The sequence below is a fragment of the Streptomyces sp. NPDC004111 genome (assembly GCF_042874215.1).
GTDB lineage: Bacteria > Actinomycetota > Actinomycetes > Streptomycetales > Streptomycetaceae > Streptomyces.
Genome location: NZ_JBIAMU010000014.1, coordinates 80,900 through 99,469, shown reverse-complemented (window position 1 = coordinate 99,469; position 18,570 = coordinate 80,900). Strand labels below are relative to the sequence as shown.

14 protein-coding genes are annotated in these 18,570 nt (G+C 71.8%); 9 read left to right on the top strand and 5 right to left on the bottom strand.

Annotated elements, in window-relative coordinates; translation table 11 throughout:
* Positions 1 to 484: 484 nt before the first annotated feature.
* On the top strand, positions 485 to 1,276 hold the full coding sequence (locus ACFYVL_RS26330; protein WP_389248903.1) for a hypothetical protein: 792 nt from the start codon (positions 485 to 487) through the stop codon (positions 1,274 to 1,276).
* 250 nt (positions 1,277 to 1,526) lie between these two features.
* Here the strand turns inward: ACFYVL_RS26330 and ACFYVL_RS26325 are convergent, their stop codons facing one another.
* On the bottom strand, positions 1,527 to 1,958 hold the full coding sequence (locus ACFYVL_RS26325; RefSeq protein WP_389248902.1) for a MarR family winged helix-turn-helix transcriptional regulator: 432 nt from the start codon (positions 1,956 to 1,958) through the stop codon (positions 1,527 to 1,529).
* Between the two features lie 205 nt (positions 1,959 to 2,163).
* Here ACFYVL_RS26325 and ACFYVL_RS26320 point away from each other — a divergent pair, with 205 nt between their 5' ends.
* On the top strand, positions 2,164 to 2,982 hold the full coding sequence (locus ACFYVL_RS26320) for a lysozyme (RefSeq protein ID WP_389248901.1): 819 nt from the start codon (positions 2,164 to 2,166) through the stop codon (positions 2,980 to 2,982).
* A gap of 79 nt (positions 2,983 to 3,061) precedes the next feature.
* Here ACFYVL_RS26320 and ACFYVL_RS26315 read toward each other — a convergent pair whose 3' ends face one another.
* Positions 3,062 to 5,929, bottom strand: a complete 2,868-nt coding sequence (locus ACFYVL_RS26315) for a M4 family metallopeptidase (protein ID WP_389248900.1) — start codon at positions 5,927 to 5,929, stop codon at positions 3,062 to 3,064.
* A gap of 149 nt (positions 5,930 to 6,078) precedes the next feature.
* On the opposite strand from ACFYVL_RS26315, the gene ACFYVL_RS26310 reads away from it, so the two are divergent.
* A complete protein-coding gene (locus tag ACFYVL_RS26310) occupies positions 6,079 to 7,086 on the top strand; it encodes a helix-turn-helix domain-containing protein (RefSeq protein ID WP_389248899.1) in 1,008 nt (335 codons plus the stop codon).
* 127 nt (positions 7,087 to 7,213) lie between these two features.
* Positions 7,214 to 7,600, top strand: coding sequence for a VOC family protein (locus ACFYVL_RS26305; RefSeq protein WP_389248898.1), 387 nt, complete (start codon positions 7,214 to 7,216; stop codon positions 7,598 to 7,600).
* Positions 7,601 to 7,670: 70 nt separating this feature from the next.
* On the opposite strand, the gene ACFYVL_RS26300 is transcribed toward ACFYVL_RS26305, so the two are convergent.
* A complete protein-coding gene (locus ACFYVL_RS26300; RefSeq protein ID WP_389248897.1) occupies positions 7,671 to 8,558 on the bottom strand; it encodes a TIGR03619 family F420-dependent LLM class oxidoreductase in 888 nt (295 codons plus the stop codon).
* Between the two features lie 151 nt (positions 8,559 to 8,709).
* Positions 8,710 to 11,115: an endopeptidase La gene (gene lon, locus ACFYVL_RS26295; protein ID WP_389248895.1), complete on the bottom strand. Its 2,406-nt coding sequence runs from the start codon at positions 11,113 to 11,115 to the stop codon at positions 8,710 to 8,712.
* Positions 11,116 to 11,294: 179 nt separating this feature from the next.
* Between lon and ACFYVL_RS26290 the strand changes: the two genes are divergently transcribed.
* From ACFYVL_RS26290 to ACFYVL_RS26270, 5 genes are all read left to right on the top strand, one after another.
* The gene (locus tag ACFYVL_RS26290; RefSeq protein WP_389248893.1) at positions 11,295 to 11,960 is read left to right on the top strand and encodes a GNAT family N-acetyltransferase; all 666 of its coding nucleotides are present in this window, start codon (positions 11,295 to 11,297) and stop codon (positions 11,958 to 11,960) included.
* 595 nt (positions 11,961 to 12,555) lie between these two features.
* Positions 12,556 to 13,188 (top strand): hypothetical protein, encoded by a 633-nt coding sequence (locus tag ACFYVL_RS26285; protein ID WP_389248891.1) that lies wholly within the window; start codon positions 12,556 to 12,558, stop codon positions 13,186 to 13,188.
* A 462-nt stretch (positions 13,189 to 13,650) separates the two neighbouring features.
* Positions 13,651 to 15,063, top strand: a complete 1,413-nt coding sequence (locus ACFYVL_RS26280; RefSeq protein ID WP_389248889.1) for a family 2B encapsulin nanocompartment shell protein — start codon at positions 13,651 to 13,653, stop codon at positions 15,061 to 15,063.
* Between the two features lie 117 nt (positions 15,064 to 15,180).
* Entirely contained in the window at positions 15,181 to 16,398 is a 1,218-nt protein-coding gene (locus ACFYVL_RS26275) for a family 2 encapsulin nanocompartment cargo protein terpene cyclase (RefSeq protein WP_389248887.1), read from the top strand.
* 15 nt (positions 16,399 to 16,413) lie between these two features.
* The gene (locus ACFYVL_RS26270) at positions 16,414 to 17,292 is read left to right on the top strand and encodes a geranyl diphosphate 2-C-methyltransferase (RefSeq protein WP_389248885.1); all 879 of its coding nucleotides are present in this window, start codon (positions 16,414 to 16,416) and stop codon (positions 17,290 to 17,292) included.
* A gap of 74 nt (positions 17,293 to 17,366) precedes the next feature.
* Here ACFYVL_RS26270 and ACFYVL_RS26265 read toward each other — a convergent pair whose 3' ends face one another.
* Positions 17,367 to 18,470, bottom strand: a complete 1,104-nt coding sequence (locus ACFYVL_RS26265; RefSeq protein ID WP_389249218.1) for a serine hydrolase domain-containing protein — start codon at positions 18,468 to 18,470, stop codon at positions 17,367 to 17,369.
* Between the last annotated feature and the right edge of the window lie 100 nt (positions 18,471 to 18,570).

The window sequence follows — 18,570 nt, the reverse complement described above, 5'->3', positions numbered from 1 at the left end:
AGTCGACTGCGTACGCGCTTGGGGCGTGGCTGCCGTGACTGCTCGGGCCGGTCGCCCGTGGAGGTCTCGCCGCTGCCGCCCCGAGGCCGCTTTTTCTGCACCGGTGCTCGCATCCTTGTATTTCGTCCGCCCAGGTGGCCGAGGTGACGACGGGTACATCAGGTGCGCACGGAACGGGCGCCCCACCCTCCACACCTGACTCGGCCTTCGACCATTCCAGCGCCCTGGGGAGGGAGGCGCGCATCGACCGACCCGCCACCCGAACGAGTGAACATCAATCGGGAGTTGGCGAACAACTCGTGTCACGGTCCGTCAGACGGCATCGCGGTGAGCCGGTTGGAAGTTCCGCGCACGCTTTGGCAGGATGCCCCCTCGCAGCTTCCCGGAATGGATCATTCCAACCCAATCCACCCAGCTGACCTGCTGGTATGGGCCAATTCGCGCCTTGATCGGCAGGCATGGGGCACTCGGGCAGACTGGCGCCATGCGCATCGAACTCGCCACCGCCCCCGGAAATCCCGAACGCCCCAACGAGGACTGGACGTCCGTCGCCCTTCCCGCGGCCGGTCCGGACGGCAGCCAGGACCAGGGAGGCGCGCTCGTCGTACTGGACGGAGTGACTCCGCCGCCGTTCGAGACGGGCTGCGTGCACTCGGTTCCGTGGTTCACGGCGCGACTGGGCGGCGCAATGATCGAATTGTCCGGTTCCCGGCCCGAATTGACCCTTTCCGAGGTGCTGGCAGCCGCGATCGGGCGCACCGCCGACGCCCACCGTGACACCTGTGACCTTTCTCACGTACGTACGCCTCAGGCGACGGTGGTCATGGTGCGTTGGGGGGCACGGCGGGTGGAGCACCTCGTGCTGTCCGACTCGGCGCTCCTGCTGGAGGGGCAGGACGGGGCGGTGCGGGCGGTGCTGGACGACCGGCTGGACCGGGTACCGCGGGAGGCGCTGCGGTCGCACGCGACGGCGGACGTGTACCGGAACGCGCCCGGCGGCTTCTTCACCGCCGCGGCGGACCCGGCGGTGGCGGAACTGGCCGTGACCGGGTCCACGCCGCGGGCGGAGGTGCGGGCGCTGGCGGCGATGACGGACGGGGCGACGCGGTGGGTGGAGGTTTTCGGGGCCGGGGACTGGGAGGACTGTGTGGGGGTGCTGCGGAAGGAGGGGGCGCAGGGGTTGATCGACCGGGTGCGGGGGCTGGAGGTGGGGGCGCCGGAGAGGGGGGCTTCGAAGAGGCATGACGATGCGGCGGTGGTTTTTGTAGAGCTGTGAGGGGTGGGGCGGGGAGTACGGGGCCGGGGCGGGCGGGGCCGGGGGCGTCCGGGGCCCGGGGGTGCGGGTCCGCCGGGGTGGGCGGGACATGAGGTGCGGCTCCGCCGGGGGGCCGCCCCCTTGCCCGCCCGTTCCGCCCCCGGGGGGCGGCCCCGCCGCCCAAGGGGGCGGGGGGGGGTGGGGTGGGAGAGGGCGGCCCTGGCGCCCGAGGGGGCTCGGCGCGCGGTCCCGGGGCCCGAGGGGGCGGGGGTCAGGAGTCGGCTCGGGTGTTCAGTTGGTGGAGGAGGCGGGCCAGTTCGGCGACTTCGGTCCGGTCCCAGTCGGCGAGTTTCTGCACGTAGCTGGCCCGGCGCGCGTCGCGGACCCGGCGGAAGCGCTCGCGTCCCTCCGCCGTGAGGAGGATCAGGGAGGCCCGGCCGTCCGCGGGGTCGGGTTCGCGGGCCACCAGCCCCAGCTCCTCCAGGGCCCGCAGCTGCCTGCTCATCGTCGCCTTGCCGACCCCGAACCACGCCGCCAGCTCCGTGGCCCGCTGCCGGTCCGCCTCGTCCAGCCGGACCAGCAGACCGTAGGCGGCGGGCTCCAGGTCCGGGTGGACCTCACGGGCCAGGACGCCCGAGTTCGCCCGCGCCCGGCGCAGAAAAAGCGCCAACTCCCGCTCCAGCGCGAGGAATTCCTGATCCACCCGTACATCTCCTGTCGTCTTGGACGTCAACTCCGGACGGCTTCCGGGAACTTTCAGCGAGGGGTATCGCCGCAGCTCGTCCAGTATTTCGCAGGTGTGGACCAATGTCGGCATCAAGGCCCTCTTCCGCCACACGGGTCTACGTGCGTAGCTTCTGTTTCCGCAACGCCGCTCCAGTCGCTTTGTCGATCTTTCGGAGGCACGCATGCACAGGCTCAGAGCAAGATCCACCGCAGCCAGATCCCTCACCGCGACCGCCGCCGTGGCAGCCGCCCTCGCGCTGACGGTCGGCGCGGCTCCCGCCCCCGGCACTCCCCCGCCCGGCTCCGCCCACATGGGCATGGGCGTCGTCGAGCACGACGGGCAGGGCCCGCTGCCGCCGGGCGCGCCCCGCGTGGAGCAGACCGAGGGCGTGGACGTCTCCAGCCACCAGGGCAACGTCAACTGGGCCGCGCTGTGGAGCAGCGGGGTCAAGTGGGCCTACGTGAAGGCCACCGAGAGCACCTCGTACAAGAACCCCTACTTCGCCCAGCAGTACAACGGCTCGTACAACGTGGGCATGATCCGCGGGGCCTACCACTTCGCCACGCCCGACACCTCCAGCGGCGCCACCCAGGCCAACTACTTCGCGAGCAACGGCGGCGGCTGGTCGCGCGACGGCCGCACGCTGCCGGGCGCGCTGGACATCGAGTGGAACCCGTACGGGGCCCAGTGCTACGGCAAGACCGCGTCCCAGATGGTCGCCTGGATCCGGGACTTCCTCAACACGTACAAGGCGCGGACCGGCCGCGACGCCGTCATCTACACCGCGACCAGCTGGTGGAAGAGCTGCACCGGCAACTACGCGGGCTTCGGCGCGAGCAACCCGCTGTGGGTGGCCCGCTACAACAGCACCGTCGGCGAGCTGCCGGCCGGCTGGGGGACGTACACGATGTGGCAGTACACCTCGTCGGGCCCCACCGTCGGTGACCACAACAGGTTCAACGGCGCCCTCGACCGGGTGCGCGCGCTCGCCAACGGCTGAGTGCCGCGGCCGGGCGGTACGGGGACGTGAAGGACCCCCGGCGCACGGGCGCCGGGGGTCCGGTTCAGCGGCCGGGGCTTCAGCAGCGGCCCGCCGCACGGTCCCGTACCACCAGGTCCGTGTTGCTGGTCGTGCCGTCGATCCACACGACGCGGGTGCCGGTGTCGGCCGCGGCGTAGGACTGGTCGCCGCGGTTGCAGGAGACCCGCTCGCCCTCCCGGGTGCCGGAGGCCGCGAACTGCCACAGCTTGGGCAGCGTCTCGTTGCGGTACTGCGTGTCCGGCAGCTGCGAGTTGACCGTGACGGCCTCCTCGGACGCGGTCAGGTCGAAGGCGTACAGCGCCTTGTCGCCGCTCTCGGGGCTCAGGTCCAGCATCTTGGTGCCGTCGAGGTTGGCGCGGCGGACGGCCATCGGGCCGTACGCGACCTCGTCGACGAGCCAGGAGACGTGCGTCCCGGAGATGCCGGTCTGGCCGATGCTGTCGACCACCGCCTTCTGCGGCATGAGGTTCGTCTTCTTCGTCTTGGTGTCGAGCACCTCGACGTCCAGCCGGTACTCGCCGTTGACCGGAGCCAGCTTGGCGTAGGCGACCTTGCCGTTCTTGACGGAGGGCAGTGCCGAGCCGAGGTGGTAGCGACCGCCGTCGACGTACGCCTGCTCATTGGTCTTCAGGTTCTTGTACGCGGCGTGCCGCCCGCCGAACGGGTCGCTCTCCTCCCAGACCACGATGTCGCCGTCGATGCGCAGCCCCTGGAGGCTGGTGTAGGCGGACCACACCTTCTTGATCGGGCCGCCCGCGACCGGGCGGACCAGGACGTCGATGCTGGTGGTGCCGTACGCCGCCCAGACGACGTTCTTGCCGTCGGTCGCCGGGTAGACGTGGAACCGGCCGTCGTTCGGGCTGACCAGCTTCGGCGCGCCCTTGCCGTCGGTGCGGCCCGTGTAGACGGAGTACGGCTCGGAGCCGTCGTCGTTGGACTTCGAGACGGCGTACTGGCCGCCGCCCGCGCCCGCGCCGGTGCCCGCGGTGTTGAGCTTGCCCAGCAGGGTGTCGGAGTCGAGACCCATCGCGTCCTCCCAGCCCGGGACGATGCCGTGGGCGTTGAAGGAGCGCTTGATGACGTTCTGCTGCTTCGCCGTGGCGCCCAGGTCCTTGGCGGCGGCGATGACCGCGTTGCGGCCCTCGGTGAAGCCGTCCAGCGGAGTCAGGTACTCGGCGAGCGCCTTGTAGACGACGGCGTCGGTGAAGTCCTTGTCGAGATCCTGGCGGATGTCCCACAGGGCGCCCGAGAAGATCGTCGAGTTGAGGTGCACACCGCCGTTGTCGACGTTGTAGGCGACGCCGAGGAAGTCCTTGGAGGTGGTGCGGCCGTCGTTCATGTCGCGCAGGGCGCAGTCCCTCTTGGAGAGGGTGCGGCACAGGTCCTCGCCGACGAGCCCGGAGTCGGGGTCGTTCATGGCGGTGCCGGAGGTGCCGGTGTCGATGGCGTTGCCGAAGTAGTCGGCGAGGCCCTCGTTGAGCGCGCCGGACTGGCCGACGTACACCAGGTTCGCGGTGTTCTCCACGACGCCGTGGGTCATCTCGTGGCCGACCACGTCGACGTCGGAGGCGAGCGGCTTGTACTCGTCGTCGCCGACGCCGTAGACCATCTTGCTGCCGTCCCAGAAGGCGTTGACCCACGGCTGCCCGCCGTTGGTGACGCCGACCAGGGAGTTGATGGCCATGCCGCGGCCGTCGAGGCTGTCGCGGTTGTGCTTGGACTTGTAGTAGTCGTAGACCTGGGTGCCGGCCCACTGGGCGTCGATGGCGCCCGCGTCGGTGGCGTCCTTGCCGAATTCCTGGACGGGCGAGCCGAACTCCTTGATGCCCGAGGGCCACTTGCCCGCCGCGTCGTCGGCCTCCACGCCGCGCGCGTCCCAGGTGGTGACGGAGTTCTTGGTGCTGCCCTGCATCCGGACGTAGTCGCGGAGCGTGTACTCCTTGCGGGAGGAGTCGAAGTACAGGTTGAGGTCGACCTTGGTGCCGTCGGTCTTCACTCCGGTGCCGGTGGCGTCACCCGCGTCCAGGACGCCCGCGGCCCCCCTCGCGCCCCGGGCGGCCTTCGGGGCGCTGCCCTTGGCCGGCTTGCCGCCGAAGGTCTTGATGCTGCTGTACTGGAGGACCGGGAAGCCGGCCCGCGCGTCGATGTACACCTGGCGCAGCACGGGCTCGCCGGTCACCGGGTGGTTGCCCTTGACGGTGACCTGGCGGGTCAGCACGCCCTTGCCCTGCGGCAGCACGACCAGCCTGCCCGCGGTGCCGGTGAGCGCCGTGGCGGCCTGCGACTTCTGCCCCTCGGCCTTGCGGAGGTCCTTCTTGCTGAGGTTCTTGCCGTTCAGCTCGCGGCCCACGGCGGCCACCGCGCGCTCCACGGCGGTCTTCTCGGAGACCGTGGCGGTGGTGGGCGCGGAGAGCTCGGTGAAGTACTTGCCGGAGGTGCCGACGACGGCGCGCTTCCCGCCCTTGTTCTCCATCCGGACGACGTACTGGCCGCCGAGGACGTCGATTCCCTTGTACTTCTGCTGGAGGCGGACCGTCTCGGTGCCGCCCTTGCCGGACTGGGCGGCGACCGCCTTGAGGTTGGCGCCGGGGTTGCCGATGCGGTAGCGGCTCTGCTTCTCGGCGAGGTGGCCGACGGCCGCGTCGGCGGCGCTGCCGGTTGCCTTGGCGGGCTCGTTGATGCCGTCGACCAGGGCGGGGGTCGCGGTGTCGGTGCCGGGGATCACCGCGGCGGCGGGTGCGGCGGGTGCGGCCGGGACTGCTGCCTGCGCCGCGGGTACGACGCCTGCGATCAGGGCCGCCGCGCCGATCAGGGCGGCGACTCCCTGGGTGCCCCTGGATATGCCGGATGCGGCGGTGGTGTTCCCGCCGGCCTGTCTTGCTGCACGCACTCGGGTCTTGTGCACGCTTTCCCTCCCACGGTACGGACGCTCTTCGGGCCTGTTGGGCAGGGCCATGCAAGTCGTTGTGTGTTCAAGTCGGCAATGTTTCCCATGTGTTCAGATGTGGACACGCACACTTGTGTGCATGCTGTGCTCACGAAAGAATTCGGCCCATGATCGAGGGGGAAGAACTGCACAGCCTCGGCCTGGGGGAGGTCGAGGGACGTGTCTACGAGGCGCTCTTGAAGGAAAACGCCTCCAGCACAACGGAGTTGACCGCTCTACTGGAAGTCCCCGTTCCGCAGATCGAAGAGGCCCTGACCAGCCTCGAAGCATCAGGATTCACCGTTTCCACCCAGGACGGCACACCCCGTCCGACCGCCCCGGCCGCCGCCATCCGCACACTGATCCACCGCCGTCAAGCCGAACTGCACATTCGGTCAGCGGAGTTGGAGCAGTTGATGGAGTCCGCGGACCGGATCGCGGGGCGGCTGACCGCGACGTCGCCGACCGCCTCCGAGGGCGGCATAGAAATCGTCACGGGACCGCGCCAGATCGGTGAGCGCGCGGAGTCGCTGCTGGCGTCCGCCGAGCACGAGGTGGTGATCCTCGACCGGCCGCCGTACGCGAAGGCGGACGCGGCCCATCCGGACCGGCCTCCGGCGCTGGACCTGGAGGCCCTGCTCGACCGGGGCATCACGGTCCGCGCGGTGATCGACCGCGAGGGCCTCTCCTATCCGGGCCGGATGCGGTCCCTGGCCGCGCTCGCCGAGCGCGGACTGCGCGCCCGGGTCACCTCGGGCGTCCCGACCAAACTCATCGGCGTCGACCGCAGGGTCACCCTGCTGCCGCCCACCGAGTCCGCGGATCCGACCGCGTCCGCGCTGGTGGTGGGCGACGCACTGCTCCGCAACGCCCTGCTGCCGCTGTTCGAAACGGTGTGGGAGCGCTCTATTCCGCTGAGCGGCACCACCGGTCCGCCCACCGACCCGCTCCCCGGCCAGCAGCGGGAACTGCTGGGACTGCTGGCGGCCGGCCTGAAGGACGAGGCGATAGCCCGCCGACTGGGCGTCCATGTGCACACGGCACGGCGCCGCATCTCCCGGCTGCTGGACAGCCTGGACGCGGAGACCCGTTTCCAGGCGGGGGCGCAGGCGGCGACCCGGGGGTGGCTGGCTTGAGCCGGATACCGCTTGACGGACTCGGACGCCCTCACCTAGCGTCGCGGCGACGGCATCGCGTGTCGGCCACCGGCCGGGTGGGACATGGAGGTAGCCCGAGAGTGCCCGTTACGGAGGCATTCGTCGTATGACAGTTCAGCTGAACCACACCATCGTTTTCGCCCGGGACAACCGCGAGTCCGCGGAGTTCCTGGCCCACATCCTCGGTCTTGAGGCCGGCCCGCAATGGGGCCCGTTCATCCAGGTGAAGCTCGCGGGCGGTGTCGACCTGGACTTCGCCACGTTCCCCGCCGACCAGGAGATCCTGCCCCAGCACTACGCCTTCCTGGTCTCCGAGGAGGAGTTCGACGGCATCTTCGCCCGCATCCGGGAGAAGGGGCTGGAGTACTGGGCGGACCCGCACCGCAAGCAGCCGGGCGAGATCAACCACAACGACGGCGGCCGGGGCGTCTACTTCCCCGACCCGGCGGGCCACGGCATGGAGGTCATCACCGTGCCGTACGGCGGTTTCTAGGCGGTAGGCCACGGACGGAAGGGCCCGCGCGTTCCGCGTGCGGGCCCTTTTCGCGCGTCCGGTCCCGCGGTCAGCCCGCGAGCACCAGCTCCCGTACCTTCGCGCCCAGTTCGAGCGCCTCCGCCGGCTCCCGCACCCGCTGCTGGAGTTCCACGAACGTCCCGTGGGCGCCCAGCTCCCGCACCGCGCGCAGGGTGCCGGCGATGTCCTCGGCGGACTCGCCCGGGTGCACGTTGACGCGGATCTCCTGGCGCAGCGCGTTGGGGTCGCGGCCCGCCTCCTCGGCGGCCCGGCGGGCCATGCCCCACACCGCCGCGTGGTTCTCCGCGGGCAGGGCGATGCCCACCCAGCCGACGGCGCGGCGGCCGACGCGGCGCATGGCGGCGGGGCCGAAGCCGCCCAGGTAGACCGGCGGGCCGCCCTGCTGCGCGGGGCGCAGGTCCACGTACGAGGACGGAACCTGCCAGGTCTCCCCGGTGTGCGCGAAGGGGTTCTCGGTCCAGATGCCGTGGAGGAAGTCGAGGATCTCGTCGAGCCGGGCGCCGCGCTCCTCGAAGTCGGCGTTGACCGAGGTGTACTCGTCGCGCATCCAGCCGACCCCGAAGCCCGCGTCGAGCCGGCCGCCGCTGAGGACGTCGAGCGAGGTGAGGCTGCGGGCCAGCAGCAGGGGCGGGTACCAGGGGGCGTTGAGCGTGCTGGTGCCGAGGCGGGCCCGGGTGGTGGCGGTGGCCGCGACGGTCAGGGCGACCAGGGGGTCGACGAAGGTCCTGAAGCCTTCGGGGTACGGGTGTTCCTTCGTGTGGCCGGGATACAGATGGCTCGGGTCGACCGGGGTGAGCGCGCGGTCGCCGACCCACAGGGAGTCGAAACCGATCCGCTCGGCGTCCCGGGCGAAGGACGCGATCAGCTCGGGACGGGCGTGGCTGCCGTACTGGGGCAGGGCTATTCCGATGTCCATGCCATCCATCTTGGCCCCGGGGGTGCGCACGACGCGCGGAGCCCGTGGAGTGACCCGCGCCACACGTGCCGCAGGGGCCGTACGGAACGAAATCCCGTACGGCCCCTGCTTCTTCACGACCCGTCAGCCGCTCCTCGCGGCCCGGCCGGTGCTACGCGGCGATCTTCTCCGCTTCCACCCGCGCCGGTGCCAGCGCGATCTCCAGCACCTGGCGGACGTCCGTCACCGGGTGGACCTCCAGCTTCTCCAGGATCTCGGCCGGGACGTCGTCCAGGTCGGCCTCGTTCCGCTTGGGGATGACGACCGTCGTGGTGCCCGCCCGGTGTGCGGCGAGGAGCTTCTGCTTCAGGCCGCCGATGGGCAGGACGCGTCCGGTCAGGGACACCTCGCCGGTCATGGCCACGTCGGTGCGGACCAGACGGCCGGAGAGGAGGGAGGCGAGGGCGGTCGTCATGGTGATGCCCGCGCTCGGACCGTCCTTGGGGACCGCGCCCGCCGGGAAGTGGATGTGCACGCCCCGGTCCTTCAGGTCGGCGACCGGCAGCTCCAGTTCCGCTCCGTGCGAGCGGAGGAAGGAGAGCGCGATCTGCGCGGACTCCTTCATGACGTCGCCGAGCTGGCCGGTGAGGGTCAGCCCCGCGCCGCCGGTCTCCGCGTCGGCCAGCGACGCCTCGACGAACAGGACGTCGCCGCCCGCCCCGGTGACGGCGAGGCCGGTGGCCACACCGGGCACCGCGGTGCGCCGCTCGGCCGGGTCCTGGGCGGACTCGGGCACGTGGTGCGGACGGCCGATCAGCTCGCGCAGATCGGTGTCCTTGATGGCGAACGGCAGCTCGCGCTCGCCCAGTTCGTGCTGGGCCGCGACCTTGCGCAGCAGCCGGGAGACCGCGCGCTCCAGGTTCCGTACGCCCGCTTCCCGGGTGTACTCGCCCGCCAGCTTGCGCAGCGCCGGCTCCTCCAGGGTGACCTCGCCGGTCTCCAGACCCGCGCGGTCCAGCTGCCGGGGCAGCAGGTGGTCGCGGGCGATGACGACCTTCTCGTCCTCGGTGTAGCCGTCGAGACGGACCAGCTCCATGCGGTCGAGCAGGGCCTCGGGGATGGCCTCCAGGACGTTCGCCGTGGCGAGGAACACCACGTCGGAGAGGTCGAGTTCGACCTCCAGGTAGTGGTCGCGGAAGGTGTGGTTCTGGGCGGGGTCGAGGACTTCGAGGAGGGCGGCGGCCGGGTCGCCCCGGAAGTCGGAGCCGACCTTGTCGATCTCGTCGAGGAGGACGACCGGGTTCATGGAGCCGGCCTCCTTGACGGCGCGCACGATGCGTCCGGGCAGGGCCCCGACGTAGGTGCGCCGGTGACCGCGGATCTCCGCCTCGTCGCGTACGCCGCCGAGCGCGACCCGGACGAACTTCCGGCCCATCGCGTGGGCGACGGACTCGCCGAGCGAGGTCTTGCCGACGCCGGGCGGTCCGACCAGGGCGAGCACGGCGCCGCCGCGACGGCCGCCGACGACCCCAAGGCCCCGGTCGGCGCGGCGCTTGCGCACCGCGAGGTACTCGGTGATGCGCTCCTTCACGTCGTCCAGGCCCGCGTGCTCGGCGTCCAGGATCTCGCGGGCGCCCCTGATGTCGTACTGGTCCTCGGTGTGCTCGTTCCACGGCAGTTCCAGGACCGTGTCCAGCCAGGTCCTGATCCAGGAGCCCTCCGGGGACTGGTCGCTGGAGCGCTCCAGCTTCTCGACCTCCTTGAGGGCGGCCTCGCGCACCTTCTCGGGCAGGTCGGCGGCCTCGACGCGGGCCCGGTAGTCGTCGGACTCCTCGCCCTCGGCCTCGCCGTTCAGGTCGCGGAGCTCCTTGCGGACCGCGTCGAGCTGCTTGCGCAGCAGGAACTCGCGCTGCTGCTTGTCCACGCCCTCCTGGACGTCCTTGGCGATGGTTTCGGCGACGTCCTGCTCGGCGAGGTGCTCGCTGAGCGCGGCCAGCGCGAGGCGCAGCCGGGCGACCGGGTCGGCGGTCTCCAGCAGCTCCACCTTCTGGGCGGTGGTCAGGAACGGCGAGTACCCGGAGTTGTCGGCCAGCGCCGAGACGCCCTCGATCTGCTGCACCCGATCCACGACCTGCCAGGCCCCGCGCTTCTTCAGCCAGGTGGTGGCGAGGGCCTTGTACTCCTTGACCAGCTCGGCGACGGCGCCGGGCAGCGGGTCGGGGTCGGCCTCGTCGATCCGCACGCCCTCCACCCACAGCGCGGCACCGGGGCCGGTCGTGCCGGCGCCGATCTGCACGCGGCCGCGGGCCCGGATGAGCGCGCCGGGGTCGCCGTCGGAGAGCCGGCCGACCTGCTCGACGGTGCCGAGCACGCCGGTGGCGGCGTACGTCCCGTCGATGCGCGGAACAAGAAGTACCTGCGGCTTGCTGCTACTGGCGTGCGCGGCGGCCTGTGCGGCCTCGACCGCGGCACGAACGTCGGTGTCGGACAGGTCCAGCGGCACCACCATTCCGGGCAGCACGACCTCGTCGTCGAGCGGCAGCACGGGCAGGGTGAGCGGTGTGGACGTCGATGCCATGATCTCCCCTAGGGCAGTGAAGTTGAGCTATACCGACTCAATGCATATGAGCCTGCTGGTGTTCCCGAAGCCCCGTTTTCCGCTGTTCGCTCTGAGCGATCAGCATCGACGCGGGGGAACGGGGCCGCTGTAATAGTCCCAACGCACTTGGAACTATTACTCACGCAGGGGGACCCGCCATGGCACTCGCCACCACCACCGATGCCGTACGTGCCTGGACGCAGGGCTGGGCGGTGTCCCGGGGGTCCGCCGACCCCGTGCCGCAGCCGTGGGGCGTGACGATCGACATCGGACTGGCCCAGGCGGTCTCCCGGCACGTCCTCTTCGACCGGTACGCGTCCGACGAGGCGACGGTCACCAAGCTGGTGCGGCCGGACGCGGCGCCGGGCACCTGGGTGAAGTTCGTGGAGCCGCCGGAGGCGGTGGCGCCGTGGATGCCGGACAACTGGGAGTACGACACCCCGGGGCACCTGATGACGCTGCCCCTGGTCCCGGGTACGGCGGCCCCGGATGTCCCCCCGGGTCACACCCTGCGGACCTGGACCAGGGCGGGACTCACCAAGGTCCTGGTGCTGGCGGCGGACGGCGGCCTCGGGGTGCGCGGCCAGGTCGCGGTCACCGGCCGCACGGCGGTGATCGACCAGGTGGAGACGAACCCGCTGCACCGCAGGAAGGGGCTGGGCACGCTGGTCATGCGGACGCTGGAGGCGTGTGCGGCGGAGCAGGGGGCGGAGGACTGCGTCCTCGGGGCGACGGACGAGGGGCGTGCGCTGTACACGACGCTGGGCTGGCACCGCGTCTCCCCCCTCACGGGAATCTTCCGCCCCACACCCCCCTCCCCCTGACCGAGCAGCCCCACCGCCGCCGCGCCGCAGCCACGCCGCCGCCCCATGGGCAGCGGGGCCGCCCAGGGGGCGGGACGGGTGGGCATGGGGCGGCCCCCGGCGGAGCCGCACCCCTCCCGGCCCGGCCCGCCCCCGCCGCGCCGCCGCAACAGTGGCCCCACCGCGAACCGCCGCAGCCGCCCGGACCCCCAAGCCCCAGCTCCACCGGGGCGCCGCCCCCTTGCCCGCCCGTCCCGCCCCCGGGGGGCGGCCCCGCCGCCCAAGGGCGCGGGGGCGGGAGTGAAACGATGCGGCCCCGCCGCCCAAGGGGGCGGGGGCGGGGGTGGGTAGTCGTGCGGCCCCGCCGCCCAAGGGGGCGAGGGCGGGGGTGGGTAATCGTGCGGCCCCGCCGCCCAAAGGAGCGGCGGCGGGAGCGAAACCGGTGCGGTCGCGCCGCCCAAGGGCGTCGGCGGGAGGGTGAAAAGGTGCGGGCCCCCGGGGCGGGAGGGAACGGATGGGGGCGTGGGATCGTCCAAGCCGCGCAAGGAGCCGTTCCGGCCCCACACCGGAACACTCACCACGCCAAGGCACTCGGACGGCACAGGACGGGAGCACCATGCGAAACGGTGGCGCAAAAGCAACGGCAACCACAGCCGCGTCGGCAACGACCGCCGCGACAGCCGCGACAGCAACCGCAAGGGCCACGGCAGCGGCAACCACCGCGCTGCTCTGCGGACTCCTGCTCACCGGCTGCGGTCAGAACACCTCGCCCGACGCCGCGAAGTCCCCGGGCTCCGTCACGGTCCCCTCCCAGAAGGCCGACGACAAGAGCACCACGCCCCCGGCACCCTCCACCCCGCCGCCCACGACCCCGCCGCCCTCCCCGACCGTCCCGCCCTCCGACCCCACTCCCCCGCAGGGCAAACGCCTCGTCGCCGCCACCGTCAGCGGCGGCATCGACGGCCGGCACCGCAGCGTGCTGGTGAACGAGGACGGCACCTACACCACCGTCGACCGCAAGAAGCCGCCGAAGAAGGGCAAGATGCCCGCGGACAAGCTGGCCGAACTCCGGTCCGCCCTCGCCGAGTCGAACTTCGGCGCCCTCCCCCGCGTCTCGGTCGCCGACCCGCCGGTCATGGACGGTGTGATGACCGCGGTGATCTACCAGGGGCACGAGGTGGCCACCGACGGAATGAAGAAGGTCCCGAGGCTGGACAGGGTCATCGACGCACTCCCCGGCCTCAACTGACCCGCCGGGCAGGCGCGTCGGCCGCGAAGGCGCCGCCGACGGCCGCCCGGGTTCGCCCGAAGTCCGCCCCACGGAAAGTCCGCCCCACGGGAAGTCCGACAGCCGCCCGGTGCACGCGCCGGGCGGCTGTCGCGCGTTCCGAGGCACCCACCCCGTACCGCGCGAACGGGCCGCCCTCCCCGGACCCCGCACCCCGGACCCCGCACCCCGCACCCCGCACCCCGCACCCCGCACCCCGCACCCGCGAGGACCCCACTGCACCGTCCGTTAGTCGGATAAACCTGATGCGGATCAAGATCGCTGCATCGAAGTAACTCCGGCTGCTCTCCGGCCGATCCGGGCAGACCGGCGGTTAGCGTTCCGGTGGATCTGGCCCGCGGGACCGACCTGTGGACCCGCCCCACGCACCATCCGTCACTCTCCGCAGCGTCACCACCCTCCTCCGTAAGGAGACTTCGCCCGATGACCGTTGAGACCGGCCCGGAAGCACAGGTCGTGCCGCCGCGGCAGTCCAGTCTGAGCACCTCGGCCGCCCGCAAGCTGGCCCACACGGCCAAGTCCGCCCCGATGATGCAGGAGATCACCTCCCGGTGGCTGCTGCGGATGCTCCCGTGGGTGGAGACCCAGGGCGGCACCTACCGGGTGAACCGCCGGCTCAGCTACACCGTGGGCGACGGCAGCATCGAGTTCGTCCAGGACGGTTCCGACGTCCGGGTCATCCCCCGCGAGCTGGGCGAACTCGCCCTGCTGCGCGGCTTCGACGACGACGAGGTGCTCACCGCGCTCGCCGACCGCTGCGTCCAGCGCGAGTTCCGCGCGGGCGAGGTGCTGGCCGAGCGCGGCGCCCCCGCCCAGCAGATCCACCTGGTCGCGCACGGCCGGATCAGCCGGACCTCGCTCGGCAAGTACGGGGACGTGAGCGTCGTCGGGGTGGTCGCCGACGGCGGCCGGTTCGGCGAGAGCGCGCTGACGGACACCGACCCGACGTGGGACTGCACGGCCACCGCCGAGACCTCCGGCACCCTGCTCACCCTGTCCCGGGCCGACTTCGACTCCGTACGGGACACCTCGCCCGCCCTGCGGGAACACCTCGCGCGGTTCGCCGAACGGGCGGACCGGCCCCAGACCCGGCACGGCGAGGCCGAGATCGCGATGTCGGCGGGCCACACCGGCGAGGCCCTGCTGCCGGGCTCCTTCGTAGACTACGAGCTTCACCCGCGCGAGTACGAACTCTCCGCCGCGCAGACCATCCTGCGCGTCCACTCCCGGGTCGCCGACCTCTACAACGGGCCGATGAACCAGACCGAGGAGCAACTCAGGCTGACCATCGAGGCGTTGCGGGAGCGCCAGGAGCACGAGATGGTCAACAACCGGGAGTTCGGCCTGCTCCACAACGCGTCCTTCAAGCAGCGCATCCAGACCCACTCGGGCCCGCCCACCCCGGACGACCTCGACGACCTGCTGTGCCGCCGCCGCGGCACCAAGCTGTTCCTCGCCCACCCGCTGACGATCGCCGCCATCGGCCGCGGGTTCAACGCCTACGGGCTCTATCCCGACCACGTGGACCTCGGCGGCCAGCAGGTGCCCGCCTGGCGCGGAGTACCGATTCTGCCCTGCAACAAGATCCCCATCAGCAAGGAGGGGACCAGCTCGATCCTCGCGATGCGCACCGGCGAGGACAGCCAGGGCGTCGTCGGGCTGCGCCAGACCGGCCTGCCGGACGAGCACGAGCCCGGTCTGTCGGTGCGGTTCATGGGGATGAGCGAGCAGTCGATCATCTCGTACCTGGTGACCACGTACTACTCCGTCGCCGTCCTGCTGCCCGACGCGCTGGGCGTGCTGGAGAACGTGGAGATCTTCCGCAGGCGCGACTAGCGCCGCCCTCGGCGCCCCGGAAACCCCGGAAACCCCGGAAACCCCGAAAGCCCCGCACCACCGCCACGCCGTCCCGCGCCCGACCGCCAACTCTCCCAGAGAGCCAAGGAGTTACGGATGCCCGACCCCGGGCTGTCATCCCCTCAGCCGAGCCCGCCCGCCGCTCCGCCCCCGCCGAACGCCGCCCTGGAACGGCTCCTGCGCGGCCCCAGCGGTCTCGGTACGCAGGGTCTGCGTCTGAGCCTCACGCCGCGCGAGGAGCCACCGGCACCTCCGGCGCAGGAGCGGCGGACCGGGGACGGGGAAGCGGCGGGGGACGCGGAGAGCGCCGCCGCGGCGGTCGCGGAGCACGCGGCGGCGCCCGCGATCCCCGGCCTCTACTTCCACCCCGTACCGCCGCCGGACCCGGCGCGGGTGGCGGAGGTCAGCCACCGGATCAAGCGGTGGGCGGTGGACGAGGTCCAGGCGTTCCCCCCGGAGTGGGAGGAGGAGTTCGACGGCTTCTCCGTCGGCAGCTACATGGTCGGCTGCCACCCCGACGCCCCCACCGTCGAGCACGTCATGGTCGCCACCCGCCTGATGGTCGCGGAGAACGCGGTCGACGACTGCTACTGCGAGGACCACGGCGGGTCCCCCGTCGGGCTCGGCAGCCGACTGCTGCTGGCCCACACCGCACTGGACCCCGTCCACACGACCAAGGAGTACGAGCCGCCATGGACGGAGTCGCTCCACTCGGACGCCCCCCGCCGCGCGTACCGCTCGGCCATGGAGTACTTCGTACGCATGGCGAGCCCCTCCCAGGCCGACCGGTTCCGGCACGACATGGCCCGGCTGCACCTGGGCTATCTCGCGGAGGCCGCCTGGGCGCAGACGGAGCAGGTGCCCGAGGTGTGGGAGTACCTGGCGATGCGCCAGTTCAACAACTTCCGCCCCTGCCCCACCATCACCGACACGGTCGGCGGTTACGAACTCCCCGCCGACCTGCACGCCAGGCCGGACATGCAGCGGGTCGTCGCGCTCGCCGGCAACGCCACCACCGTCATGAACGACCTCTACTCCTACACCAAGGAGCTCAACAGCCCCGGCCTCCACCTGAACCTGCCGGTGCTGATCGCCGAACGAGAGGGGCTGTCCGACCGGGACGCCTATCTCAAGGCGGTCGAGGTCCACAACGACCTCATGCACACCTTCGAGTCCGAGGCCGCGGCCCTGGCCGTCGCCTGCCCCGTCCCGACCGTGCTGCGCTTCCTGCGGGGCGTGGCCGCCTGGGTCGACGGCAACCACGACTGGCATCGGACGAACACCTACCGCTACAGCCTGCCCGACTTCTGGTAAGGAGCACTTCCCACTGTGACCAGCACCGATATCGCCAACGGCACCTCCGTTTCCGTCCCCTCCCCGGCCTCGCCCTACCAGGGCGACATCGCCCGCTACTGGGACCAGGAAGCCAGGCCCGTGAACCTGCGTCTCGGCGACGTCGACGGGCTCTACCACCACCACTACGGTGTCGGCGCGGTCGACCACGAGGCGCTCGGGAACACCGGGGACAGCTCGTACGAGAAGCGGCTGATCGCCGAACTGCACCGCCTGGAGTCCGCCCAGACGGACGTGCTGCTGGACCACCTCGGCGCCGTGGGCCACCAGGACACGGTCGTGGACGCGGGCTGCGGGCGCGGCGGCTCCTCCGTCATGGCCCACCAGCGCTTCGGCTGCCGCGCCGAGGGCGTCACCCTCTCCGCCAAGCAGGCCGAGTTCGCCAACCGGCGCGCCCGCGAACTGGGCATCGACAGCCACGTCCGGGCCCAGGTGTGCAACATGCTGGACACCCCCTTCGAGACCGGCTCGGCGACGGCCTCCTGGAACAACGAGTCCAGCATGTACGTCGACCTGGACGACCTCTTCGCCGAGCACTCCCGCGTCCTCAAGCGCGGCGGCCGGTACGTGACCATCACCGGCTGCTGGAACCCCCGCTACGGCCAGCCCTCCAAGTGGGTCTCCCAGATCAACGCCCACTTCGAGTGCAACATCCACTCCCGCAGGGAGTACCTGAAGGCCATGGCCGACAACCGGCTGGTCCCCCAGGCCATCGTCGACCTGACCCCCGAGACGCTCCCCTACTGGGAGCTGCGCGCCACGTCGTCGCTGGTCACGGGGATCGAGGAGGCGTTCATCAACTCGTACCGGGACGGCTCCTTCCAGTACGTGCTGATCGCGGCCGACCGCGTCTGACCGGCCCCGGCCGGTGAGGTCCCCGCGCCCGGCGGACGCCTGGGCGCGGGGACCTCACGCGTACCGGACCGCGGCTAGCCCGCCGCGCGGACGATCCCCGTGAGGCGGTTCGCCGTCCCGAAGTCCTGGCTGAGGACGTTCTTGGTGACGGCCCACGCGGTGCCGGTCGCGGTGTCCGCACCGGCCCAGCTGCCGCCCGCGCCGCCCATGCCGAAGACGGTCTCCGTGCTGTCGCCCTCCGGGACGGGCAGGCCCAGTGCGTAGCCCAGGGCCCAGGTCGACTCGTTGCCGAAGACCTGGTCGGGGCCGCTTGCGGCGCGGGCCGTCGCCTCGCGGGTGCGCGCCGGGGGCAGCAGCCGTACGCCGTCCACCTCGTCCAGCAGCGCCGCGTACATCCGGGCGATCGCACGCGCCGAGGTCTTGGCGCCCGCCGGGACGTCCGCGCCGAGCATGTCGGGACGGTTGCCGAGGGCGGCGGTCGGCAGCAGGGCCATCGGCGCGGCCCTGAACATGGGGAGGTCGGCGGGCAGCGTGCTCATGTCGAAGTCCCCGGCGGGCCCGTCCTCCAGCCGGGCCAGACGCGGCTGCTGGTCCTCGGGCATCCCGAAGAAGAGCTCGTCGGCGACGCCCAGCGGAGCGGTGATCTCCTCGCGGAGCACCTGGGCGATGCCCCGTCCGGTGGCGCGCCGCACCAGCTCGCCGACCAGGTACCCGAAGGTGTAGGCGTGGTAGCCGACGGCCGTGCCGGGCTGCCACCACGGTTCGGCGTCGGCGAGGCCCGCGCACATGGTGTCCCAGTCGCAGACGTCGGCGACGGTGGTGCCGGCCGGGACGCCGGGCACGCCCGCGGAGTGCGTGAGGACGTGCCGCAGTGTCACCGCCTCCTTGCCGTGCGCCGCGAACTCCGGCCACAGCTCGGCCACCCGCGTCTCGTACCCGGCGGGGCCGAACCAGCCGCGCTCGACGCACAGGTGGGCGACGGTCGCGGTGGCGCCCTTGCCGATGGAGTAGTTGTAGAAGGGGGTGTCGGGGAGCACCGCGCGGCCGGTCGCCGGGTCGGCGACCCCCGCGACGACCTCCGCGACCGGCTCCCCGTGCCGGTACACGGACACCTGGATGCCGCGCTCGGCCCCGGACCCGACGAGCTCGTCGCAGGTGTGCTGGAGCTGCTTCTGCATGTTCGACACGGAAAACGCCCTCCGTAGGCCAACGGTCACCAGGTATGACCGTACGGAGGGCGTCAACTCATCGGTGGATCATGGGAGACCCACGTCACAG

Bases quoted from the DNA above. Each gene is read 5' to 3' on its own strand.
- ACFYVL_RS26290 (WP_389248893.1), top strand. From the start codon at position 11,295: ATGGCACTCGCCACCACCACCGATGCCGTACGTGCCTGGACGCAGGGC.
- lon (WP_389248895.1), bottom strand. From the start codon at position 11,115: ATGGCATCGACGTCCACACCGCTCACCCTGCCCGTGCTGCCGCTCGAC.
- ACFYVL_RS26320 (WP_389248901.1), top strand. From the start codon at position 2,164: ATGCACAGGCTCAGAGCAAGATCCACCGCAGCCAGATCCCTCACCGCG.
- ACFYVL_RS26275 (WP_389248887.1), top strand. From the start codon at position 15,181: ATGCCCGACCCCGGGCTGTCATCCCCTCAGCCGAGCCCGCCCGCCGCT.
- ACFYVL_RS26280 (WP_389248889.1), top strand. From the start codon at position 13,651: ATGACCGTTGAGACCGGCCCGGAAGCACAGGTCGTGCCGCCGCGGCAG.
- ACFYVL_RS26330 (WP_389248903.1), top strand. From the start codon at position 485: ATGCGCATCGAACTCGCCACCGCCCCCGGAAATCCCGAACGCCCCAAC.
- ACFYVL_RS26300 (WP_389248897.1), bottom strand. From the start codon at position 8,558: ATGGACATCGGAATAGCCCTGCCCCAGTACGGCAGCCACGCCCGTCCC.
- ACFYVL_RS26265 (WP_389249218.1), bottom strand. From the start codon at position 18,470: ATGCAGAAGCAGCTCCAGCACACCTGCGACGAGCTCGTCGGGTCCGGG.
- ACFYVL_RS26285 (WP_389248891.1), top strand. From the start codon at position 12,556: ATGCGAAACGGTGGCGCAAAAGCAACGGCAACCACAGCCGCGTCGGCA.
- ACFYVL_RS26305 (WP_389248898.1), top strand. From the start codon at position 7,214: ATGACAGTTCAGCTGAACCACACCATCGTTTTCGCCCGGGACAACCGC.
- ACFYVL_RS26310 (WP_389248899.1), top strand. From the start codon at position 6,079: ATGATCGAGGGGGAAGAACTGCACAGCCTCGGCCTGGGGGAGGTCGAG.